18 protein-coding genes, 1 tRNA gene and 1 pseudogene are annotated in these 23,458 nt (G+C 66.1%); 11 read left to right on the top strand and 9 right to left on the bottom strand.

Translation table 11 applies throughout. The annotated features are described in order from the left end of the window. A partial coding sequence (locus C1A33_RS31540; protein ID WP_423748172.1) for a WD40 repeat domain-containing protein occupies positions 1-636 on the top strand: 636 nt, incomplete at its 5' end. A 586-nt stretch (positions 637-1,222) separates the two neighbouring features. Here C1A33_RS31540 and C1A33_RS31535 read toward each other — a convergent pair. From C1A33_RS31535 to C1A33_RS31520, 3 genes are all read right to left on the bottom strand, one after another. After that, on the bottom strand, positions 1,223-1,702 hold the full coding sequence (locus C1A33_RS31535; RefSeq protein WP_133150897.1) for a hypothetical protein: 480 nt from the start codon (positions 1,700-1,702) through the stop codon (positions 1,223-1,225). Positions 1,703-1,776: 74 nt separating this feature from the next. Beyond that, a complete protein-coding gene (locus tag C1A33_RS31530) occupies positions 1,777-2,589 on the bottom strand; it encodes a NucA/NucB deoxyribonuclease domain-containing protein (RefSeq protein ID WP_165818667.1) in 813 nt (270 codons plus the stop codon). A gap of 652 nt (positions 2,590-3,241) precedes the next feature. After that, a complete protein-coding gene (locus tag C1A33_RS31520) occupies positions 3,242-3,478 on the bottom strand; it encodes a hypothetical protein (protein WP_101836016.1) in 237 nt (78 codons plus the stop codon). A gap of 5 nt (positions 3,479-3,483) precedes the next feature. Between C1A33_RS31520 and C1A33_RS31515 the strand changes: the two genes are divergently transcribed. The 3 genes from C1A33_RS31515 to C1A33_RS31505 all read left to right on the top strand — a co-directional run bounded on the left by C1A33_RS31515 (position 3,484) and on the right by C1A33_RS31505 (position 5,899). Continuing rightward, positions 3,484-3,948 carry a hypothetical protein gene (locus C1A33_RS31515; RefSeq protein ID WP_133150896.1) on the top strand — a complete coding sequence of 155 codons (465 nt, stop codon included), beginning with the start codon at positions 3,484-3,486 and terminating at the stop codon, positions 3,946-3,948. A 358-nt stretch (positions 3,949-4,306) separates the two neighbouring features. Then, positions 4,307-5,209: a pentapeptide repeat-containing protein gene (locus C1A33_RS31510; protein ID WP_101836012.1), complete on the top strand. Its 903-nt coding sequence runs from the start codon at positions 4,307-4,309 to the stop codon at positions 5,207-5,209. Positions 5,210-5,823: 614 nt separating this feature from the next. Then, a tRNA-Thr gene (locus C1A33_RS31505) sits at positions 5,824-5,899 on the top strand. 216 nt (positions 5,900-6,115) lie between these two features. Here C1A33_RS31505 and C1A33_RS31500 read toward each other — a convergent pair. Continuing rightward, positions 6,116-6,700, bottom strand: coding sequence for a hypothetical protein (locus C1A33_RS31500; RefSeq protein WP_101836011.1), 585 nt, complete (start codon positions 6,698-6,700; stop codon positions 6,116-6,118). A 323-nt stretch (positions 6,701-7,023) separates the two neighbouring features. Between C1A33_RS31500 and C1A33_RS31495 the strand changes: the two genes are divergently transcribed. After that, positions 7,024-10,272: a type ISP restriction/modification enzyme gene (locus C1A33_RS31495; protein WP_243408130.1), complete on the top strand. Its 3,249-nt coding sequence runs from the start codon at positions 7,024-7,026 to the stop codon at positions 10,270-10,272. 127 nt (positions 10,273-10,399) lie between these two features. Here C1A33_RS31495 and C1A33_RS31490 read toward each other — a convergent pair whose 3' ends face one another. Next, complete coding sequence (locus C1A33_RS31490) at positions 10,400-11,257, bottom strand: hypothetical protein (protein ID WP_101836007.1); 858 nt, start codon at positions 11,255-11,257, stop codon at positions 10,400-10,402. Between the two features lie 608 nt (positions 11,258-11,865). On the opposite strand from C1A33_RS31490, the gene C1A33_RS31485 reads away from it, so the two are divergent. Together C1A33_RS31485 and C1A33_RS34425 are read left to right on the top strand one after the other, a co-directional pair. After that, positions 11,866-13,338 (top strand): AAA family ATPase, encoded by a 1,473-nt coding sequence (locus tag C1A33_RS31485; RefSeq protein WP_207770586.1) that lies wholly within the window; start codon positions 11,866-11,868, stop codon positions 13,336-13,338. Then, the gene (locus tag C1A33_RS34425) at positions 13,338-14,168 is read left to right on the top strand and encodes an HNH endonuclease (RefSeq protein ID WP_133150895.1); all 831 of its coding nucleotides are present in this window, start codon (positions 13,338-13,340) and stop codon (positions 14,166-14,168) included. Before C1A33_RS31485 ends, C1A33_RS34425 begins: the two co-directional genes overlap by 1 nt. 182 nt (positions 14,169-14,350) lie before the next feature. Here C1A33_RS34425 and C1A33_RS31475 read toward each other — a convergent pair whose 3' ends face one another. Next, the gene (locus C1A33_RS31475) at positions 14,351-14,788 is read right to left on the bottom strand and encodes a hypothetical protein (protein WP_101836005.1); all 438 of its coding nucleotides are present in this window, start codon (positions 14,786-14,788) and stop codon (positions 14,351-14,353) included. Positions 14,789-14,970: 182 nt separating this feature from the next. Between C1A33_RS31475 and C1A33_RS31470 the strand changes: the two genes are divergently transcribed. The 3 genes from C1A33_RS31470 (at position 14,971) to C1A33_RS31460 (ending at position 18,475) form a co-directional block, all read left to right on the top strand. Further along, on the top strand, positions 14,971-15,804 hold the full coding sequence (locus tag C1A33_RS31470) for a hypothetical protein (protein ID WP_101836003.1): 834 nt from the start codon (positions 14,971-14,973) through the stop codon (positions 15,802-15,804). Next, positions 15,801-17,009, top strand: coding sequence for a helix-turn-helix domain-containing protein (locus C1A33_RS31465; RefSeq protein ID WP_101836001.1), 1,209 nt, complete (start codon positions 15,801-15,803; stop codon positions 17,007-17,009). The genes C1A33_RS31470 and C1A33_RS31465 overlap by 4 nt, the downstream gene beginning before the upstream one ends. A 224-nt stretch (positions 17,010-17,233) precedes the next feature. Further along, positions 17,234-18,475: an IS256 family transposase gene (locus C1A33_RS31460; RefSeq protein WP_101835999.1), complete on the top strand. Its 1,242-nt coding sequence runs from the start codon at positions 17,234-17,236 to the stop codon at positions 18,473-18,475. Positions 18,476-18,927: 452 nt separating this feature from the next. On the opposite strand, the gene C1A33_RS36040 is transcribed toward C1A33_RS31460, so the two are convergent. The 3 genes and pseudogenes from C1A33_RS36040 to C1A33_RS31445 all read right to left on the bottom strand — a co-directional run. After that, positions 18,928-19,116: a hypothetical protein gene (locus tag C1A33_RS36040; protein ID WP_133150894.1), complete on the bottom strand. Its 189-nt coding sequence runs from the start codon at positions 19,114-19,116 to the stop codon at positions 18,928-18,930. Positions 19,117-19,195: 79 nt separating this feature from the next. Continuing rightward, a complete protein-coding gene (locus C1A33_RS31450; protein WP_165818664.1) occupies positions 19,196-20,020 on the bottom strand; it encodes an ATP-binding protein in 825 nt (274 codons plus the stop codon). 122 nt (positions 20,021-20,142) lie between these two features. Beyond that, positions 20,143-20,730: pseudogene (locus C1A33_RS31445) on the bottom strand (IS6 family transposase); the annotation flags it as partial. A 101-nt stretch (positions 20,731-20,831) separates the two neighbouring features. On the opposite strand from C1A33_RS31445, the gene C1A33_RS31440 reads away from it, so the two are divergent. After that, the gene (locus C1A33_RS31440; RefSeq protein ID WP_207770585.1) at positions 20,832-23,411 is read left to right on the top strand and encodes a toll/interleukin-1 receptor domain-containing protein; all 2,580 of its coding nucleotides are present in this window, start codon (positions 20,832-20,834) and stop codon (positions 23,409-23,411) included. Positions 23,412-23,458: the final 47 nt, after the last annotated feature.

The raw sequence follows: 23,458 nt of genomic DNA, 5'->3' as shown, positions 1-23,458 counted from the left end.
TCCTTGCCCGACGGACGCACCCTGCTCGCCACCGGCAGCCACGACGAGACGGTGCGGCTGTGGGACCCGGCCAGCGGACAGGAGGCCGGCCCACCCCTGATCCGCCACACCGGCCCAGTGGAGGCCCTGGCCAGCGTCTCCCTACCCGACGGGCGCGCCCTCCTCGCCACCGGCGACGGCAGCGCGGTGCGGCTATGGGACCCGGCCAGTGGAGAGCCCAAAGGCAATTCCCTCATCGGCGACACAGACGTGGTGCTCGCCCTGGCCAGGGTCTCCCTACCCGACGGGCGCGCCCTCCTCGCCACCGGCAGCAGCGGCGGAACAGTGCGGCTGTGGGACCCGGCCCATGAACAAGCTGCCGGCCCACACCTGACCGGTCATACCGGCCCGATACTCGCCCTGGCCAGCGTCTCCCTACCCAACGGACGCACCCTTCTTGCCTCCGCCGGCCGCGACCGGGTGGTGCGACTATGGGACCTGGCCAGCGGACGGGCCGAAGGCGGACCCCTCACCGGTCACACCGGCACGGTGTTCGCTTTGAGTAGCCTCTCGCTGCCCGACGGGCGCACCCTGCTCGCCTCCACCGGCAGCGATCGCGCCATCATAATCTGGTCAACCGATACAGCGGCGAGATAATCAACCGCAGGTCGCCCCCCAGATCCGATCACTCACGAATCAGCCGGCGAGCAGCCCGTCCCGATGGCGAAGCTGGGGCCCTGCACCAGCCCTGAACGGCTCACATAGACGGTCAGGAAAAATCGATATCAGGGTAGTTGAGCTGGCGCGGTCACCCCGCCGACATCGAGGGCGTCCGAAAGGACGGCCACGGCCGTCGGCCCGGTGCCGCTGTATCCCACGGAAATCCGTCCGGCTCGGGATGCGGCAGCCGGTAGAGCCGCTCACTCCACGTGGGCGCCGGTTCCTCGACAAGATGACTGGCCCCTCTTCGTTCTTGCCGCAGCGGATTCCGTGGTAAGAACAGCTCCAGCCGCAGCCGCGCGAATCGCGCGGGTGCCGCAGACGGCCGCCCTCGCTCGCGCGGCCGACGAGGAACTCGGCCACGACCGGCACGGGGGCCCGCGCCAGCGTCCACCGGCCTCACCCGCGATCGGGTGGCGCACGTTCGCGGCGGCCACCGGTAGCGGTGCGGCCTGGGTCACCGACGGTGTCATGCCGCCGAGGAGCCTCAGCTGCCGCCAGCGAAGCGGTCGTCCCGCTGCGGTCATGCGCCCCAGAACTGGATCAGATAGGTCTCCGTGCCGTCGGGCACGTCGAAAGTCTCCGCGAGGGCCTGGCGTGCATCGGCTCGACCGCGGGAGTACGCCCGGCCTCGATACCGGCCGGGTGAGGGCAGCGTCAGACGCTCGTCCACGGAGGCCGGCCCTGTGGTGAGGGTGTCGAGCAGCAGTCTCCCGGAGGTCGCCGTGAAGTCGAAGTCCTCAGTCAGCTCCCAGCCGTCCTGGCGGCCCGGCTCACCCCGCCACGACTCAAGTCGCGCGTGCGCGGTGTGGTCCTGCGCGTTGCTTCCGACACAGATCCAGTCCACGCCGGTCCGGAGGAGTTCGTCTGCGGCGAGGGGCGGTTCGGGGGCGGCGAGATTGCTGTCCGTCAGCCACGCCATGCCCTCGTCCTTCACGAGAAACTGGCTGTACTCGACATCAATCTCGTCCTCATATGCAGCAAGCAGGGCAGGATTGTCCATGTTCATTATTATCGCAGACAACCCGACCAGCGCGCCGAGGACCTCCCGGTGCGCTGGCCGGCAACCACCCCGGGCTAGCGTGGGACCGCTACGTGGAACTCTTCTCCCTCCAGCACCCGCAGGTCGGTGTAGAAATGTCCGAGCGTGCTCCCCGCGCTCCGGTTGTCGCCGAGCGGGACCGGGAGGGCAGAGAATCTTCTGTCTCCCTTGGCCGCGCCTTCCGCGGTCGATTCGAAGGGGAACTCGTCACAGTCGTTCCCCTTGCTGACGTAGACCGGATCGATTGTCCGACACACGGCGGCGGCGGCTCTGTTGTTCGCGCGGTTCTTGCTCTTGGAAGTCTGGCGATGCAACACGGACGGGATCGTCTTCTTTCCCGCGTCGGCGCCTGTCCATGCCGGCTGCGTCGAGTTCGGCTGGGTGAGTGCCTGCCGGATGTGAGCAATGGTGTTCTTGGCGTTCGGCCGCTCCTTAGCGTCGTAGGTCAGGGTTGGATGGGTCTGCGGGAAGACACATCCGGGGACCGCCCCGGCGCTGATGTAGGTGGCGGCGTCGCACCGGAAGTAGGTGCCCGTGGACTCCTTCACCAGTCGACCGCGGTCGAGGAGGAAGCGGGGGTGGAAGGCGTGGGTTGCGACCTTGTCCACGCCGGTACCCAGGGCTGCCGTGAATTCGAAGGTGGTGTTGCCGTCGGCGGTCCACCCGGACAGCAGGGCCCCACGCCCGTTGGTCACGCCCGTGGCAGTGCACCCCGCGCAGGGGAGCTCGACGTCGAGGAAGGCGTTGGTCAACGTTCCCGTCGAGCTGATCGGCTGTATGTGCATGTCAACGTGCACGCTGAGATCCGTCGGCGACGTGGTCACACCTATGGAGACCGCCGCAGCCATGGTCCCCGACGGACCCTTGCCGGTCTCTCCAGCACGGATGATGGAGTTCCGGCACCACTGGTTGCGCGTTCGATACCAGCCAGCGTCCGTGTAGGCGTTGTTCGATGCATCTTTTGCCAGACAGGCTCTGATCAGCGGCGCCGGCGGTGGTGGCGCGGCAGAAGCGGGCCCGGCACCCGTTCCTATCAGGACTGAAGCGGCAATGATCGCTAGAGCGGCAAGGGAAAATCTTCGGCGGCAGCGCATGGGGGCAGGTCCTCCACCAATCCCAAAAGGATGAGAACGGGGAGAATCTAAGCCAATTCGGAGAGTCATCGTCAAGGCGAATTTGCCGCTTGGAGTGGGCGGGCGTCCCCCCAAGCGCCTGCTATCGCGCAAATTTTCCTGGTCACGCGTCCACGGGCTCGAGGCCGGCGAATGCGGCGCATGAACATGCCCACAAACACTTGCGGATGGCGACTGAGAAACCGTTTGCGCTTAACTCAAAGCAAGATCTTCTACCCCATCGTGGGGTGCCGCACTCCCAATTCCCGCCCTACTTGCAGGTAGCCGAGCACGTCGAACGCGACGCACTGCGCCGGGTACCGGCCGCGCGGCGGGGTGAGACAGCGGCCGGCGCCGGGCGCCGGGGCGAAGTCGGCCAAGAAGCGGCTCAGCTCTCGGCGGAGGCGCGCCGGCATCCCGGGCGCCTGCAAGGGACCAGGCCCACGGCGTCCTCGAGGAACGGCCCGACCCGCAGCCGCGCCGTCCCACCGCGGTGGCCGACCGGCCCACCGACAACGTTGCCCGACGCGCTGGGCGTCGGCGTTCCGCTCGACTCGACGTCGAGCCCCCGGGCACCCTCACGCCAGAACTCCTCCACCCAGGCGGCCTCATCCCGGCCCGGCACCCACCTTGATCCTCGTCTCACTGCTCCACATGCTCGACCGCGACCAGCCCTACCGTGACCTCAGCGCCGACTACATCACCCGCCGCCGCAACCCCGCTGTCCACGCCGAGCGCCTCCTCACCCAACTCGGCGCTCGCCCCGCCTGGGCCAGGCGACAGGGCTGCCTGACCCAGGCCGAGTCCCGCAGACCGGTCCCGATTGATTTCCCTCTCGGGAGCATTGCTGACCGCATGTCCTCGCCGCTGAACTCCGCCGCCTGGGGGCGGGTGGCGTGCCGACGCAGCGTCTCCTCGAAAGCACACGTCGAGATAGAACACGAAGCTGCGCCCCCGGTGAGCCTGGAGAAGACCGCTGATCACCTCGGAGTGGAAGGACGCCGCGAGGATGCCTTCCAGGACGACCTGATAGCCGTGATCAATTCTCTGAGCTTTGTTTCGCTTCGCCGTGGAGATCTTGTCGCCAGGTCGTAGGAGTCCGTTGGATTTGGGGCCGGGTCCCCGTGCGGAGCGTAGGGCGACCTGCGGAGCCGGCGACTGCGGAGGCGCTCGCCCAAGGTGGGACAGCACACCATTCTCACCGGCCGGTGCTGCCGAAGCCACCCCCGCAGGGAGGAGCTCGGCGGCCACGCTCCACCTTCCCCTGCCGACCTGCTTGGGCTGAGGCCGTCGCGAACGTCGCCCGCATCGACCGATTTCTGACGATGCGGATCTTGACGAACGCCTCTACCGAGGACGACCCAGGCCGGCGGAGCCGGCGAACTGCGCCGCAGCCAGCAGAGCAAGACGGTACATTCGGCGCGCGGCCGACCGTGACAGTCAAGGGGGTGCCATGGGTCTGGACGATCGAAGGCCGGTCAAGATAGTGGCGGTCACCCTCGTCACCCTCGTGACTCTAGGCAGCACGTTGGCTGTTTGTGTCGTCTTCGGTCCTACGTGGATCGTGGATCGCCACAATCTCTCCGGAGCGGCGCTGACGCAGGCGGAGCGGCTGGGAGCCGAGAACGACGTACGTTCCACACTGCTTCAGGGACTTGGGGGACTGCTTGCCCTTGTCGGGGTGTTCCTCGGGGCAGCGATGACCCTGCGTCAGCTCCGGGTCAATCGCGAGGGACAGACCATCGACCTGTTCGTCAAAGCGATCGATCAGCTGGCCAGTGATGTGCCCTCTGTCCGGTTCGGCGGAATTTATGCCCTGGAGCACTTGTGCGACCTTGACCCGCGCTATGGCGGACATGTTCACGCACTGCTCACCGGCTTCGTACGCCGCAACGCGCCTTGGCCGACCAACCGCGCCGAAGCGGACGTGGAGGCGGATCGGAATCGCTTCCACGGTGGCCTCGCCGATGATGTCGGTGCTGCCCTCGCTGTACTCCAGCGAGGCTCGATGATCATCGATGGTGCCTGGTCGGAGTTGGAGCGAGTCGACCTTCGCGGTGCGGAGTTGGACGGATTCGACCTCCCTCGCACGTGCTTCGCGCACTCCAACCTTGCGGGCGCAAGGCTGACTGAGGCCAAGCTGGCTGGCGCCACCCTTTCCGATACGATTCTTCGGAACACCGACTTCAGTCGGGCTGATCTCCGAGGCGCTGACCTCACCCGAGCCGACCTTGACGGCGCCAAGCTTCTTGGGGCCGATCTGTCCGACGCGGAGTTGTACGGTGCCCGCCTAAGCGGCGTGATTACCGACGCTGAAACGAAGTGGCCCAGGGACTTCCGCCCTAATCCAAGCTAGATCTAGGCGACTTGCAGGTGATGGCCCGAGCGACCCCCTTGTAGAGGCTGTCCCTGATGTTGGTGCTGGCTTTCCGTGACGTCGATCCAAGGCTCGCCGGATCGGCCGACACGAATTTATGGTCGATTTTGATGGATCCCTATGGGATTCCGGCCGCTGTTTCCTCCATGCAGATCCGAGCCACCTCAAGGAACCCCTGCCCGGAGGGGACCCAACGGGCAACCCGTCCGGTCCCGGAGACAGCCAATCCTTGGCTCCAGAGCTCGGCGGCGCACCCATGATCACCTGGGAGCATCCTGGGCACAGATGCCTCCATCCGAGGTCCTCAGACCAGCCCACGCCACCCGCAACCCGCGGAAGTACCGGGCCCCGCCGAGACGACAGCCAACCTCACGACACCCCGCTCCTCACTACCCGGCGGGGCCCGGCAGACAGCCGGACCGCCGCCACGGCCATCCGCGAGAACCCAAGCCCCGCAGGCCCAACCGCCCTCCACGGGCCCCGTACCATCGCCCAGCCGGCCCCCGCACGCGTCGCCACGTCCGGTGCGACCGCACGGCAACCGCGGCGCGTCGACCGCCAACAGCATCTGATCAGGTATCGTCAAGATGCCAGCCGGTGTGGCGCAATTGGTAGCGCACTCGACTTGTAATCGAGCGGCTAGGGGTTCGAGTCCCCTCACCGGCTCCAATAATACCTTTTTTAGGCCCGCGCGACAACCCGATCAAAATTCTTCTGGCCGGTGTTATATATTTGCATTCCGTAGGGGCGTGATGGCCATTTCGAGTTGAGGTTGAGCGCGTCCCGACCACGCGATTCTGGTCATCATCACACCCCACCCGTCGATCACGAGCGAGCGTGACATTCCGGCCCGCGGGCTGGTTGCCGGCATCCACGTCGGCGACGTCATCCCGGGTGTTTCGGGGCCAGGTAACCGTTGCCTGGTGGCAGCATGTTCTCGATCTCCAGCGCCAGGCGTTGCACGATCGCCGGGCGGTCCTGACCGGTCGCGTCGGCCAGCCAGCCGATCAGCAGGTCCTCCACCAGGAGATTCAGCCCGATCTGGCGGGAACGTACCTCGGCATGCCAGGCCAGCGTGTCCTCCAGGACCTGGACGTCCTCCAAAGGCAGCGGGGTGCGCATCCGCACTCCGAGCTTGCGCGGCTGGTTGACCTGATGCATCAACTCGACCGCCCGCGTCGGGGTGATACCCGGCTCACCACTGATCGTCAGGGTGCGTAGCCAATCCTCGGCCAGCTCCCGCGGCGAGGGCCGCGGCACGACCGGCCGCACCCCGGCCGGCCACACCCACAGTCCACCCTTGTCATCGACCCCGGTCACCACACCGAAACCGGCAGCCCCCAGCGCATGTCGGTAACGCTGCTCCTCACCGGGACGGTCAGGCACCGCACCGTCGGCACGCACCACAAACGCCTCGTGACCCTCCAGGGCCTGCACGACAAACCCACCATTCTGGTCGCCGCGTTCCACGCACCCAGCCGTCCGCAACGCGCCCCGGATCGCCTCCGCCTGCCGCTCCCTCACCGCTCCCGGCGGGCTGGCCTCGCCGCCCCTGAGCTCCCCGGGTCTGCCCCGTCGCCGCCAACGCATGACTCACGGTAAAGCCGCAGACGACCCCGCTGGCCCCAGTTGACGCAAGCGGCTGGCCGGCCTCTGCTCCGGAACGTCGCCGGCCTCTTGCGCGGAGGATCACTTTTGTCGGAGAGTGTACGTTTGCTCCGACTAGGTGACATCGGGGGGTTCGTGTGCCATCGGCGGCGGGTTGGCTTCAGGATGCGGTCCGTGAGTTCGGGGTGTCATGCAAGGCGAAGCTCGCCGGCCCTGGGGATCGGGAAGCCGCGATCCGCAGCCCGCTTGAGATCCTGCTGAAGGCGGCCGGGCAGCATCTGGGGGTGCAGGCGGTCTTCCACGATGAGGTGCGGGACGCTGATCGGAGGGTCCGTCCCGACTACGGGGTGACGGTGGCCGGCGCGGTGATCGGCTACATCGAGGTGAAGGCTCCTGGCCGGACCATCGATCCGGACCGCTTCACCGGGCACGACCTTGAGCAGTGGAACCGGCAGCGTGACCTGCCGAATCTGATCTACACGAACGGCACGCACTGGCGGCTCTACCGCGACGGAGCCCTACGCGTCGGACCGATCGTCCTCGACGGCGGCCCTCTGCAGGACGCAGGCGGTCAGCTCCGCGCTCCCGATGGCCTGGAGTCGCTGCTGGTCGCCTTCCTACGCTGGTATCCCGAGCCGATCACCTCGGTGGGTGCGCTCGTGCGTGCGGTCGCCCCGCTGACCCGGCTGCTCCGCGGCGAGGTCCTCGACCAGCTCACCGCCGAAGAACACGCGGTCGCCGCCGGCGCGGACGCCGATCTCCAGCCCTTCACCGGGCTCGCCCGAGACTGGCGTAAGCTGCTCTTCCCCCACGCCGACAACATCACCTTCGCCGACGGCTACGCGCAGACGGTGACCTTCGCACTCCTGCTTGCACGTACCGAGAACATCCCGATCACGGACACGGCACTCCATCAGGTCGGGACACGTCTCAGCGCCGGCCACTCCCTCATGGGCAAAGCGCTGCAGCTCTTGACCGACGACGTCGTCGCCGACTTCCACGTGACACTGAGCCTGCTCGTCCGCGTCGTCGGGGCGGTCGACTGGCCCCGGATACGCGACAGCGGCCGGGACACCTACCTGCATCTGTACGAGCATTTCCTCGAGCTCTACGACAACAACCTGCGCAAGAGGTCCGGCTCGTACTACACCCCCCGGGAGGTGGTCGAGCAGATGGTGCGCCTGGTGGAGGAGGCCCTGGTCACCCGGCTCGGCAAGGCCGCGGGATTCCGCGACAAGACCGTCCTGACCGTCGACCCGGCGATGGGTACCGGCACCTACCTGCACACCATCCTGGACATCGCTGCGCGCGCTGCGGAACGTGACGACGGACCCGGCGCGGTCGCGGGGGTGGTCTCCCAGGTCGCCAGCCGCCTCATCGGGTTCGAGATGCAGATGGGTCCGTTCGCCGTCGCGGAGCTGCGCACGGCGGACCTACTCGCTTCCTACGGAGCGCAACCACCGGCGGGAGAGGGCATGCGTCTGTACGTGACCGACACCCTCGATGATCCACGCGCTGCGCAGGTGGAACTCGGATCCGCGCTGCAGACGATCGCCAGGTCCCGTCAGCGCGCCAACAAGGTCAAGGCGAACGCCGCTGTCACCGTCGTCATCGGCAACCCTCCCTACAAGGAGCAGGCCGCCGGCGAGGGAGCCTGGGTGGAGAACGGCGGGGAGGGGCAAGCACCCATCCTCGATGATTTCCTGACAGGAGTACCCGGAAAGATCCGGGCGAAGATCAAAAATCTGTACGTGTACTTCTGGCGGTGGGCCACCTGGAAGGTGTGGGAATCCACCAGCCACCACGACACCGGCATCATCTGCTTCATCTCCACCTCCGGCTATCTGACCGGGTCGGCGTTCACCGCCATGCGCGAATACCTGCGCCGCTACGCCTCCGAAGGGTGGATCATCGACCTGACGCCCGAAGGCCAGACCCCCGACATCCCCACCCGCGTCTTTCCCGGGGTCCGCCAGCCCCTGGCCATCGGCCTGTTCCTCCGAACGCCCGACACGACACACGAGATGCCAGCGAAGATTCGTTACCGGACCGTCACGGGCAGGCGGGACGACAAGTTCGCCGCGCTCACCCACATCCGCCTCGACGATGACGGATGGCGCGAGGCACGCAGCGACTGGACCGCCCCCCTGACCGCTGCCGCCACCGGATGCTGGGACACCTACCCCGCCGTCCAAGAGCTGATGCCCTGGTACTCCCCAGGCGTGTTCCCAACCCGCACCTGGGTGTACTCCCCAGACCGGGACACCCTCATCCGCCGCTGGAAAAGACTACTCGGTGAAACCGACCCAGACCAGCAAGACCTTCTCTTCAAGAAAGGGCGCGACGCCACACCGGAAAAGGCCAAGAAGCCGCTTCCCGGTACGGACACCCACCGGAATACCCTACATCCCGTCCGATCCGACCACACCACCGAACCCACCCCCGTCCGCGTGACCTTCCGCGCCTTCGACCGGCAATGGATCCTACCCGACAGCCGACTGATGGACATGCCCCGCACCGACCTGTGGGAATCCCGAATCCCGGGCCAGATCTTCGTCGTCGAACAGCACACGCACAGCATCAACAGCGGACCAGGTCTCATCTTCACCGGACTCATTCCCGACTACCACTGCTTCAACAACCGCGGCGGTCGTGTACTGCCGTTCCTACACCCGGACGCCACACCCAACCTCGCGCCCGGCCTGCCCGCCGCGCTGGCCTCCACGCTCGGCACCCCTGTCAGCCCAGGCGACGTGCTCGCCTACATCGCCGCAGTCGTCGCCCACCCCGCCTACACCCGCACCTTCACCGAGGAGCTGACCACCCCCGGCATCCGCGTGCCCCTCACCGCCGACCCCGAACTGTGGACGACGGCGACCGCTCTCGGTGAACAGATCCTCTGGCTCCATACCTACGGCGCCGTCACCACCGGTCCCGACTATCCAGCCGGCACCATACGATTCCCCCACGGCGACCCACGCCAGCCCCTGGCCACCAAAGCCATCACCACCATGCCCGATGAACTGGGCTACAACGAATCTCGCCATGCCGTCATCCTCGGATCCGGCGAAATAGGCCCGGTGTCGCAGGAGGCCCTCAAATACGCCGTAGGCGGGAAAGAGATCGTCAAGTCCTGGTTCAACTACAGGAAAAAAGAGCCCGGAGGGCGCCGCGCCACACCGCTCGATGACATCAATCCCACGGCCTGGAACCCTGACTGGACGACGGAACTCATCGACCTACTCACGGTAATCACCCGGCTCATCGACCTTGAACCACTCCAAGCCGATCTCCTTACCCACGTACTCGCCGCCCCAGTTCAGACCTACAAGTCACTCCAGGTCGGCGGCACCCGCTGGCCCAGCGAACAGAAGGACCGCCGGCCGCGCCGAGGTCTCACCGGCAACGACACACCAGGGACCCTCGACCTGTAGGAACGGCGGCGGATTCCAGCGGTTGATTGGGTGTGCTGGGCCTGCTGCGGTTCTCGATCCCCTGGCGTCACGGCGCGCACGATCCCTCCTCCTCCGATGGGTGCCGCGCGTGAGCGGGGTGCCGTTCCTACTCCATCTTTGTCGCGTAGACAACTGTCCTGAGCATCGGGCCATGCATAGATTTGCAGGCGAGGGTGAACCGGTAATGATCTTGGAGTTCTTCGATATCGGTGTCGCCCTTAGTGCATGCCTTCTCGTGGGAAGGCGGTTCAGTCGTCCAGGTGACGCGCCGTACGACGGCCGCCGTGGAGGCCTGGTCCAGCTCCGCACAGTAGGTTACCCGCAGAGGGTATCCTCCGCCGCCTGTGGATGAACGGTTCCCGATGTCGTTGCAGGCGTTGCCGTCGGGCACGTAGCCTGGTGATCCACTCCAGCCGTAGTGGGAGGTCGGTGTGATCTCCAGGTGGTAGAAGGATCTGCCGGCGATGACGTCCCGGCATGTGATCGCCAGATCGGCCGTGCCGGCGTCGAAGGTCGCCAGCGTGGCGCCTGCCGTCGGGCAAGGCTCGCCCAGCGGCTGCTCGACCGCCGTGCGGTAGACGTCGACTCTGAGGACCTCGGCTTGGTCAAGTTCCTCAGGCGTCACCCGTGTTGCGATGAAGACGCCGGCCTGCGGGCTCGACTCGGTGATCCCTGGGAGATGCTTGCACGCGTAGCGGATGGAGGCGCCCATCCAGGTGTCTCCCACGTCCGGGGACGCGGTGTTGCACTGCCTGCTACCGAGGAAGGCGGGCCGTTCGGGACTTGTCTGGAAGCTATAGAGGTACTTTTCCCCGGCAGCACCGCTGGAGACCATGCCGCAGAAGGCCGACATCCGTACGGCCGATCCAGGATCGCTGAGCGTCACCTCGTGGCCGTAGGTGGTGCATGACTGACCGATGATCGGGTTGAACGCCGCTGCCAGGAAATCCTCGTCGCGAGGCATGACCGGCGAGGGTGGGCCCGGAGAGCCGGATGTGCTGCTCTGCGAGGCAGTCGGGACTGGGGTGGCAGCGGCAGCCGACGTTGCAGGCGTGGGCGTCGGCTCATCGGTCGACAGCGGCGACGGGCCTGTGGCGGCGGCGCCACTGCCGGGACTGATTCCGACAGGTTCACAGGCTGCGGTGCCGACCACAGCAGCCGCGATGATGAGCAAGGCAATACGGCGCATGGTCCCCCCAGGTATGCGCTGCGATGAGATCGGCATCGTAGTACCTGCTTGCTGCGGTCACCGAAGGCGGGTGCCGTGGTTTTGCGACACATGTCTGCACCGTGGACTTACGGAGCTGGTGGTCACCAGGCGCAAGGGCTTGTCAGGTTGGGATCCTTGATGGCTCGGGGATCCTCCTTCCTGTGCGGGGGTGGGCTTAGCCTTGCTTGGCTCCTGCAGCACGGCACGCAACGGCTAGATGGGTCGATCCGTGGGATCTGCTTGTTTCGCCCCTTCGCTTGCCTCTGGGCTGGTAACCTCCTCCCATGGTCGGGGCCGGCGAGCAGATCGAATTTTCGACGCTGCCCATGTACGGGAGGCCGCCGGCCGGTTCGAGGAACCGCGTGTTCCTAGAGGAGAACGGCTGGAACGATTTCGGCTTCTCGACTTTCTGGAATATTTCTCTGGCCGACTCGGATGGAGTCATTCATCGACTCGGCCATGTCCGCATCGGTGCCTTCAATCTCGGTAATCGGAGAAGGGTGACGATTCCGTCGTCCTTCATTCGGCTACCCGAACAATTTTTCTCGCTCGGTGCAGACGACGCCTACTACTCCGCCCTTACAGAACTGGGTGACGACGTACGCGATACGGTGCTTCGAGGGCTCCGTGACATCGCCCTCGATCTCGACACCTTCGAACGGGCCCGCGGCGAGAAGGTGACACAAGATTCGCTGCTCAGATCAATAACGCAGTCAACCGTGCAGGGCCAGCTTCATCGCATGGCGACCGGAGGAGTCCGACTTTCCCCGTACGAGTTCACATTCCACCACCATTTTCGCGGTTCCAAAGGTCGTATCCGGTCAACCGTCGCCCTCAACTTTCAGGTCGAACCGGAGTCGAAGCCCGCATCAAATGTTCACGTCATTATCGGAAGAAATGGTGTTGGAAAATCGGTACTCCTGAACAGTATGGCAAATACGCTCGTTCGGCCGGGAGGCCAGGATGCCGGAAGCATCGATTTCGTCGAGCCTGCAGATAGAATGCTCGCGAGCAAATTCTCGCGGGTAGTCTCGGTTTCCTTCAGTGCCTTTGATGAGTTCGAGCCCCTTCGTGGTAGCGAGAAAAGCGACACCGCTATGCTCGCCTATGATTACATAGGTCTGAAGCTGGTCGGGCCATCCAAGTCCGGATCCTTGAAGACTTCGACGACGCTCGCGAACGAATTTGCGGCGAGCGTGAAAAAATGTCTCGACCGGCCCAGACTGGCGCGTTGGCGTCGGGCGCTAGAGATGCTTCAGAGTGATCCGATCTTCGCGGAGTTCGAAGTAGCGGGCCTTGCCGAAAGCACCGAAGACGAAGAGATTCAAGCTGCGGCGAAAAAGATTTTTCGGGGCCTAAGCTCCGGCCATAAGATCGTCTTGCTGAGCATCACGCGGCTCGTAGAAGCAGTTGAGGAGGCCACTCTGGTGCTCCTCGACGAGCCGGAAGCACACCTCCACCCCCCGCTGCTCGCGGCCTTCATTCGCGCGCTGTCCGACCTTCTGGAGAACCGAAACGGCGTTGCAATCATCGCCACCCACTCACCCGTCGTCCTTCAGGAGGTTCCCAGATCGTGTGTGTGGAAGCTGCGACGATCGGGGTGGGAAGTATCCGTGGATAGACCCGAGATAGAAACGTTCGGCGAGAACGTCGGAATCCTGACCCAAGAAGTATTCGGTCTCGAGGTCACCACATCCGGGTTCCATCGGACGCTCATGGAGGCGGCGGGCTCCGACCTGCCTTATGAAGCACTCCTCGGGCAGTTCGGGAACCAGCTTGGCGGAGAGGCACGTGCACTGCTCCGCGTCCTCATCCTGTCCCGGCGCGATCGCTGATGATCACACTTCCTCGGCCTCGTTTCAACGCTGCGGACACATATGCGGCCTGCCTGTCCGGCATGCGGGTTATCGAACGCAAGACCAGGCTTGTCAGCGACTCCGATTTCGTCGCGGAGGCCGGTACGCGATACTCGGAAGCAGGTGAGGATAACGCGGTATCAAGGCTCAACGCAGCCGACTTCCACATGCCGACCGCGACGACCGATGACATGACATGGCTGTACGACAATAGGTTTGCGGGACGAGCGCAGGGCACGCGGCGCATATACGACTCGATCAAGCAATCCGCGCCTTACGGCCGCTGCGCTCTCTGTGGGGTACGTGACGCTACCACCCTCGATCACTGCTTGCCGAAGTCGGTATTCCCAGCATTGGCAGTCAATCCGCTGAATCTGGTCCCGGCCTGCGGTCGATGCAACCAGCTGAAGTCAAGCCAGCTCGACTCGGTGATACATTCCTACTTCGATGAGCTACTGCTTGGCGAGCTGCTTCGCGCCAGTATCGCGGAAGAAAAGCCTTGCACGGTTCTCTTCAAGATTGTCTGCCCGGAGAGCTGGCCGGAGAATCTTTCCGTGCGCGCAAGGAAACACTTCCTGGTCCTTAGACTCGGGGAGCTTTATGCGCTGGAGGCGGCCCGGACACTGCGGGGTGAGGCGTTGGCGTTGCGGCACGTGTTCGAGGCCAGCGGCTCGGACGGGGTGCATGCATATGTCAAAGAGCAGGCGGAGTCATGGACTGCCTCCGACGGCAACTGCTGGGAGGCCGCGATGTATACGGCAATGTCGAAGTCCAGCTGGTTCTGTGACGGTGGATTCGAAATCGGCTAGCCCGGCATCCGGACGGTCGGCCTCGGGCCTGCCCGCGCTGGTCAGAAAAGGAAAGTCGGGTATCCTGCTCACTCGATCACAGGCTCTGCGCCAGATCGAGTTTTCACGGACTGCCGACAGGTTCGATCTTGGAGCCGCCCCGGTTTCGTTCTGACTACGAGCTCCGCTGGCGCAGAAGCTGATCATCCCTGGCTGATGCCGTCGTTGCGATACGGGCCTCGCCGTCCCTGCGCGGGACCCGGCATGGCGCCGTCAACCGGTCGGGCAGCCCCGACGACCAGTGGGGCGCATCCGTCGCCGCCGACGTGGCGTGGGCGATCGTCGAGCGGGCGGTCGTCGAGCGAGATGCAGGGGCGTGGACAGCCAGCAGCACTGGGCGGGCCGACGGGTTTCCAGTGGCCGGCGGCGGCGTTGAAAATGTCGCCGAACTCGTTGCGGCGGACTGTGCCGCCGACGTCGACACGTTCGCGGGGTGCGCCCGGGGCGAGCACGACCGCACCGGACCGATCGGCGATCCGCAGGCGGCCTTCGAGGGCAAGCGGGCTCTGAGCTTCGCTGATGACGCCCGCACCCTCGCTTGCGATCATCTCCCGCGCGCTCGGCAGACCGATCTCGCCCACCGATCCAGACTCATGCCCGCGCCCACCACCCCCGTACCCGCCTCGCAGCACACCGATATCCAGAGCCGGGGCGCGCGGCGAGCCTCCCCCGGAGTCATCTTCCGGGAAGTCGATGTTGAAAACTTAAGTACTTGTGATACTTTCATCGACGTCAAGTAAGTGGCCGTCTCCGTGGAGGTGCCGTGAGTGCCGTGGTCGAGCCGTCGCGGTGGGCGATTGGACAGTTCGGGGATCATGCAGCCGAGGTGATGCGCCACGTGGTCACCGGCCTGGCGCGCAGCCAGCGGGCGGCCCGCGAAGTCCAGGAGGCGGCCGAGGGTGCGGGAGCGGCGAACAAGCGTCCGTACGGCAGCATGTGGGATACCCGGTACAACATGGTCGTCGAGGAGTTCGCGCTGGCCGAGCTGCCTGGCTACCAGCCCCTGAGGCCGAAGGGAGCCTCATACAGTCTGGCGACGGTCAATGGCCGGGTGCTGATTCCGTTCCGTCATGCCACGTCGCTTACCAAACCGATCTTCGATGCGAGACTCAGCAACCAGATCCCCCGCAGAGTGTCGCGAGCGAACGGCGTGAATCCGGCGCCGACGCTGTTCGACGAGTCGAACGACGCGGGGATGGCCAGTGCGACGGCGCCCGAGGCCGCCGCAGTGGCCGGCCCGACGGTGGCCGAGGTGGCCGCAGTGGCCAGAGAAGCGCACCTGACGGTGATCTATATCGCCTACGTGGCCAACGCGGACAGCGACGAGGTGCTGGCCGCCTGGTGGGGGACGCCGACGTCGCTGGAGGACGACGGCTCCATGACGTGGTTGCCCGAGTCCCTCGATATGAGTATCGCCATCACGACGCCCGCCGTCGGGCGCCGCGGGGATCTCCGCGCAGTCGGGGGCGAAGCCACGGCCGGCTTTGCCCAGGGAGACCTGCCGCGGCTCGCCGTCACCCCCCGCACCATGCCCGCCGACATACCGTCCAGCGAAGCAGCGGAAAGCACGCCTGAAGCAGTTGACGAAGACGAATGAGCCGGGATATTCAGCCACCGCTGTTCGCTGCGCCGGATCTCCGGAGTCGCCGGGGGGGCACGAGCAGCGGAGACCTCTCACCCGTCGAGGTACACGACGCATTCGACCCCACCAGGCTGACCCAGGCGCGCAACCTGGCAGGGATGACCAAGCGGAAGCTCGCTGACGATCTGGGTGTGACGCCGGCCGCGGTCAGCCAGTACGAGATGGGCACCAACCGGCCTCGCCCGGATCTGTTGCCGCGCCTGGCCGAGGTGCTGGACGTGCCCTTGGCCTTCTTCCTTGCGGGCCGCCCACACGCTCGACTGGACACCTCAGCCGCGCACTTCCGGAGTACCCGATCCACCCGCGCCTACCAACGCGCCAAGGCCGTCGCCTTCACCGAACAGGTCTGGGAGCTGACCTACGCCTTGGAGAAACGGGTGCAGCTTCCCTTCGTCGACCTTCCTGGCTTCACGGGCGGCGAGGTGCACCCCGGCACCGACCTGCCTACCGACCCGGTCGCAGCCGCTTGCGCCTTGCGCGCCGCGTGGGGACTGGGCGCGGGACCGATCACCCATCTGGTGCGACGTCTCGAAGCGCACGGCATTGTCGTGCATTCCCCTCAACGCGACGATGACATGCTGTCGGTGGACGCTTTCTCCACGTCACGACTTCCGCGTCCGGTGATCGTGCTGACCCCCAACCGGAGCGACGATGTCTACAGGCATCGGTTCAGCGCCGCCCACGAGCTGGGCCACCTGGTGCTACACGGCGAGGCCACCCCCGGTGACATCACGCAGGAGCATCAAGCAGACATGTTCGCCGCCGAGTTCCTCACTCCCCGCGAAGCAATCCTGCCTCAGCTGCCCGCGCGGCTCGACCTGCGCCGGCTGTCGCAGCTACGCAGCACCTGGGGAGTATCCGTTCATTCGCTGATCTACCGCAGCCGCGAACTCGGCTTGCTGTCGGATTCCTCGGCCAGCCGCGCCTACCAGCGTCTACACAGCCTCTCAGGACAGCCCGGCTTCGCCCCGGAGCCCCCGACCGGCTACCCAGGCGAACTGCCGTCACTGCTGGCCCAAGCATTCAACCTTGCCTGCGACCACGGGCTCACGATCACAGAGCTGGCACGCGAACTAGCCTGGAACATCTCACGCGTTCGACAACTACTCGGCGTCGAGGAGCACCGACCGGTTCTGCGCGTGCTTAGCGGCGAATCCTGACAGCGCTGACGGGACGGGGTGGCTATCGAGAACGAGACCCGCCTACGGAAGTAGGCATTGAGGGCGAAAGGTGGCGACCAGCGGTCGGATTTGTAGTGGCGTCCAGCCGAGTGGTGTACGAAGAGCAACGATCTAGCGACTCGCCGGAGTGGCGGTCCGTGACGTAGAGCGACCACCGCGTGATCCTTCGAGAACGTGTGAAGCACTCGAGAAGGAGCAACGCGATGGCCGTGCGTCCGACTGTGACCGACGTGGAGTCGTTCGGCAAGGAGCTGATGGCTGCGAGTCCGGACCTGCTGGGTTCGATGGTGAAGGCGTTCGCACAGAGTTTGATGGGCGCCGAGGTGGAAGGGATCTGTAACGCCGAGTACGGGGAGGTATCTCCGGATAGAACGAACCGTCGGAATGGTTATCGTATGCGTGAGTGGGACACCCGGGCGGGGACGATCGAGCTGGCGATCCCGAAACTGCGTTCGGGCTCGTATTTCCCGGAATGGCTGCTGACCCGGCGTCGCCGCGCCGAGCAGGCGCTGATCTCGGTGGTCGCCACCTCGTATCTGCTCGGAGTTTCGACGAGGAGGGTCGACAAGCTTGTCGAACAGCTCGGGGTCGCCCACATCTCGAAATCTCAGGTATCGGAGCTGGCGAAACATCTCGACACCCAGGTCGAGGCGTTCCGCTCGCGTCCCCTGGACGCCGGGCCGTACCGGTTCGTCCAGGCGGACGCGTTGACGATGAAGGTCCGCGAGGACGGCCGGGTGGTCAACGTCCACTGCCTGCTCGCCGTCGGGGTCAACGGCGACGGGCACCGCGAGATCCTCGGCCTGGAGGTCGTGTCCAGCGAGGACGGCGCCGGCTGGCTGGCGTTCTTCCGGGGCCTGGTCGCCCGCGGCCTGTCCGGTGTGCGCCTCGTGACCTCGGATGCGCACCGTGGCCTGATCAACGCGATCGCGGCGACTCTGCCGGGCGCCTCCTGGCAGAGATGTCGGACGCATTACCTGCGAGACCTGCTCACATTCACACCAAAGTCGTCGCAGCCCTGGGTCGCCACCCTGGTGAGAACAATATTCGATCAGGCGGACGCAAACGAGGTCACCGTCCAGTTCGACCGGGTCGTCGACGCGCTCACCGAGAAACTACCCAAAGCCGCCCTACACCTGTCCGACGCGAAAGCCGACCTGCTCGCCTTCACCACCTACCCGCGGGAGATCTGGAAGCAGATCTGGTCGTCGAACCCGCAGGAACGCCTGAACAAGGAGATCCGCCGGCGCACCGACGTCGTCGGCATCTTCCCCGACCGCGACGCCATTATACGACTCGTCGGCGCCGTCCTCGCCGAACAACACGACGAGTGGATCGAAACCCACCGCTACTTCGGGCTGGAAATCCTCGCGAAAGTCGACGCGGGAAACACGCCACCCGACACACCCGAGATCAGCGTGACACCCGAAGCCCTCACCGCATAACCTGAACCCAGATCACGCGGAGTCACTCTCCGTACACCACCCCCGTGGACGTGACCGGATTTGTCGTGGCGTCCCTCCGTGATACCTGGTCACTGGTCTCACGTGGTGCAAGTTCATCCGATCAGCGGTGCTGCCCCCGACGATCGGACCAGCACCACGTGGTGCCGCGCTACGGTGATCGCTACGCGGAGTACCCGTTGTGCGTTCGCGATCTTGACCGGCTCCAGGCAAGATCGAGCGGTGCGATGCCGCCGGCCAGGTTGGGATGATGATCCCGATCGACATCTGGACATGCCCGCCTCCGACGGGCCACTGGACGGCGGGCAACGGCGCCCGCCCGAAGCGACATCATCGTCGCTTCGCTCTCCCGGTTCAGGGAGAGTGAAGCCCGTTCGCCGGCGGCCTCCGACACATTGCAGGCCGACCTAGTCGTGAGCCCATCGCGTCGCCTGTCATGGGGGCGGTGCCCCGGACCGGCCGCGAACGAGAGCGGAGAGCGCCCCTGCTGGCAGCTTCATGGCCGTGGCGTTGAGGAGCCGCACCACGTCAGCATTCGACAGCTTCGCCCAGCGCTGGGCCAGGACGGCGACGACAAACAGCGTCAGGCGCGCAGCGCACCAGACGACGATGGGCGAGGCCATGAGGACAGCCCAGGGGAACATCGCGTACCCGCACTCCGGAGGAGCGACCGGTCTCCCCGTGGTGTTCGGCGGGAAGGATCTACGAGCGTCGCGAAGGTCGTGCCGGTCCAGCGCCCGCTGCTCGTGATGCAGCGAGAGCCGGCGGTGCCGTCGGCGTGAGGGCGCTGCGGAGCGGCAGCAGGTCACACGGTTCGTGTGGAGCCAGCGGCACGACCTTAGCCGCGCGCCCGATCCGGGCGGAGACGCGGTCAAAGTAGGTGCGCAGCCTCCGCCGCAAGTTTCGGGCGTCGGCACGGTTCAGGCCCTTGAGTCGCCCGGTGAGGTAGTCAATCCTCGCCAGCTCGGCACGCTTCGGCTCGTCCGGCGGGTCGAGGTCGATGTCGTCTTGGGCCGGCTCGAGAAGCGTCGACCAAACGATCATTTGGATAGCCGAGGCTTGCGCATCCGACGATGCGGGCCGCAACGGCACCAAGACCCGGCTGTCGTTAATGACCAGGTCGGTGGGTGTCCCGGCTCCGAGCGGCTCGGCAATCGCCCCCTGCCACGGCGCGATGGCACGCGGCAAGTCGGGAACGTCCTTGCGCTTCGCAAGCTCGGCCGAGCGGCTGTGCGCAAGCTCATGGGCGAGCCTGAGCGCTACGCTCGTCTTGCCTGCTCCGACCGACCCGGCTACCACGCGGAAGTGATCCGCCGCCTGCGCCGTCTCAACCAGCAGATCAAGCTCTGTGAAGATCGAGGACAGGCCTCGCTCGTTGCGGCCGACGACGATCGGGGCCGGCGACTTGGCCTGGAAGACCGTCACTCTGTCCGAGCCGACAAGCACGAGGTCAGGGAAGGCGTCACCGCGCAACCAGGCACGGCGCGGTGCCACACCGTCAGCTGCGGTGACCGCTTCCCCCAACATGGCTCGATCATACGGTCGAGCGGTCCGCTCCGACCACGTAGGGCTGCCTGGGTTGCCGGCCCTGCGGCCAGTCGATGATCCCGATCGACAACTGGACATGGCCGCATCCGGCGGGCCTCCTGACGGACGGAACGCAGCCGTTTCAGGCCGCGCATCGGCCGGAGCCGGGCTTTCAGGCGGCCGTGATCGGCTTCGATCCGGTTGTTCTCCCGCGCGGCGTCGACGTGGCAGGCCTCGGGGAGCAGCTCGTCGAGGAGCCGCGGGTAAACGGCGGCCTTGTCGGTGGTGACCTCGACCGGCCGGCGCGCGTGGGACAGCGCCGTTGTGAAGAACCGGCGCGCCGCGGCCTGATCGCGGCGGGTGCTGGCGAGGACGTCGATGACCTGCCCGTGCTGGTCAACCGCCCGGTACAGGTAGGTCCAGTGGCCGGCGATCTTGACGTAGGTCTCGTCGACGAGCCACCTGTCCCCACAGCTGCGCAGGCAGGGCCGGGCGGCGTCGACGAGCAAGGGCGTGAAGCGTTGGACCCACCGGTAGTCGGTGACGTGGTCAACGTCGATGCCGCGTTCGGCCAGAAATTCCTCGACGTCCCGGTACGACAGGGCGAACCGCAGGTACCTGCGGACCGCCAGCATGATCACCTCCGGTGGGAACCGGAATCCCGCGAACTCCGACGTCAGAGCCGGTGGACGGACACGACGTCGACGCATCGTTCGATCATGAATGATCGGTGGCCGTGATGGCGGACTTCGCCGATGCAACAGTGCCGATACACCCACCGCACTACCATGAACCATGATCATGCGCCATCGTGGCGGACAGTGAAGTTGCAGGTCAACGGTCTGAAACCGGGTTCTGGCACGGTACAGGGACGAACCGGATCAGTGTCCTGAGCGAGCCGGGATGGTGCAGTCGGGTGCGGAGGGGAGTAACCCCGCGACGGAACGACGGACCGGCGCATGGGAGAATTTCCATCGTGGAACGCTCGGGGGCGGAGATCGATTCCTACAGTTTTCTTCTTAGCTATGAGCGTGAGGATCGGCCGTGGGCGGACTGGATCGCCTGGCAGATCGAGAACTCGGTGCTGGTCGACGGACAGCCGGCGACCGTCTTCTACGACGCCTGGGATGTGCTCCCCGGTGCGAGCGCGACCGGTGCCATCGATACGGCGCTGCGTAGGTCGGCCCAGGTCGTCCTCGTCCTGTCGCCTCGAGCCGTCCTGTCGCAGGGGGCGCACAGCCGCCAGTGGCGGGCTGTCCTGACCCGGCCGACTGAGGACAGCCGGCCTGCCGTGATTCCGGTGCGCGTCGTCGAGTTCGATCCGGACGGGACGCTCGGGGACACCAGTTACATAGACCTTGTCGGCATGGACGAGCCGGCCGCGATCGCCGAACTTCGCGCGAGGCTCGGGCAGGCGGCACACGGCGGGCGACTGAAATCCGCCGATCGGCCGCCGTTTCCCGGCCGGGCCGCGCGGCCGCACTTTCCCGGCGGCAGGAGGGTCGGAGACGCCGTCCCGAGCCGCGGCGGCGAGTCCGCCCGTGAAGAGGACCTACTCAGCAATCCGGCTTCGTCCGGCGAGTTGGATGAGGCCGGTCATGCCGGCGGCGCGGGCGGTCGTGATGTGCCCGGTGCTGTCGGCGGGCCCGGTGCTGTCGGTGGCCATGATGCTGCCGATGGGCATGGCGGCGCGCATGGCTCCAGTGGCGCTGACGGGCAGCGGGGCCGGCCAGCGGCGGGGCGCCGGCGGCCACGGACGTCGGTTGTGGTCCTGTTCGCCGTCGTGGCCCTGATCGCCGTCGCAGCCGCGGCCATGCTGATCGTGTTGCAGCGGCGCGGTAGCCAGCCGTCGACGCTGGCGCAGGTGAACGTTGCATTTGAACCGGTGCACAACAGCGGAGCGAACCCGTTCATGTCCGGGGTCGGAGACGACGTTCCGGGAGTCCGGCCGGCGGGACCGCTCGCGGCAGTCCATGGAACTGAGCCAGCCAGCACGACGGGCCTGTTCGGTGGAACCCGCGATATGGCCCGCTGCGACCCGGCGAAAATGGTCAGCTTTCTGCGGGCACACGCCGACCTTCTCGCGGCCTGGTCGTCGGTGCTTGGCATCAGACCCGACGACATCGAGAGCTATGTGCGCGGTCTGACACCGGTCACGCTCCGCGTGGACACCGCCGTGACCAACCACGGCTATCGGAACGGGCATCTCACCACCATTCCCGCAGTCCTGGAGGCCGGCACGGCTGTGCTGGTGGACAGCCATGGCGTGCCCGTCGTCAAGTGCTTCTGTGGCAACCCGCTGACGCCCCCGGTCCGCTATTCCAGCGCCGTGTACACCGGCCCGCGTTGGACCGGGTTCAGCGAAAACAACATCATCAGTATCCAGCCGGCCGCGGCCCCGATCAGGGAGTTCGTCCTGGTCGACACCGCGACCGGAAAGTCGTTCCAGCGTCCAGCGGGATCTGCCGGAGCCGAGGACGAGGAGTACACCGGTGCCGTCACCGGCTGCGGCGGCGCGGGTTCGAGTCCCACCGGCGGTGGCCTCGAACTCGCCGTCATTACCGGAAAGATCTCCTGCGACTCGTCCCGCCGGGTACTGAACGCATATCGTTCCAGTCCTCCTTCCCAGCGCCAGGGATCGGGCCAGTACGCGACGGTCGACGGCTGGGACTGCGGCCTCAACAGCATCGCGGTGACAGCGAAGTCCGGCTCCTACGAGAACTGCCGGCTCGGTGGTTCCACGATCGGCACCCGGCTCGCCAGACATGTGTCGGCGGTGTCCACTGCCCCGCTTTCCGGGCAGTGGACCGGCACCCGGCTCGCGACGGCACTGCCCCCCCAGCCGTTCTATTCCCCGGCCGTCACGTCGCCGCCAGGCGGTGTCTACACGGACGAACCCGTCCAGAACTCGGGGAACGCCATCGCGGAAAATCCGGCCCGGGCGCTGGATCTTTCCGCCATCACCTGTAGTCTGATCGCCCCGTCGACGGGTTCGCCAGCCTCGGACGGCCAGTTCGTCTGGCCCGGCGAGAATTCCTACGCCTACACGATAGCCGGCTCGGATGTGATATTCGTGACGGGGGTGATCCAGTTCGGCGGCAGCGCGCAGGCGGCTGCCTCCCTCGCCGCGCTACGGACCGCTGCCCAGCGTTGCGGCACCGCCGGGCCGGCCAGCTTCGCCGTCACCGACGTGGCCTCGGTGACGGTGGGAGGATATCCGGCACTCGGCTATACGGCTGGCAAACTGAAGAACCTTTTTGTTGTCAATGGTGTCGATCTGATATCCGTTTCGCTCTATGTCGGGCCCGACAATGTGTCGACGCCCGGCGGACCGACCCTCGCGGCCACGGCGGACGTGGTCATGGCCGGCGTCGCAACCCTGGCCGGATAGAGGGCGGGGCTGGGCCGTAACGGGTGATCTCCGCCCACCCCGCTGAC

Origin of the sequence: Frankia canadensis (assembly GCF_900197875.1) — a bacterium.
GTDB lineage: Bacteria > Actinomycetota > Actinomycetes > Frankiales > Frankiaceae > Frankia > Frankia canadensis.
The sequence above is the reverse complement of the archived record's forward strand: the minus strand, read 5'-3'. Positions and strand labels throughout refer to the sequence as shown.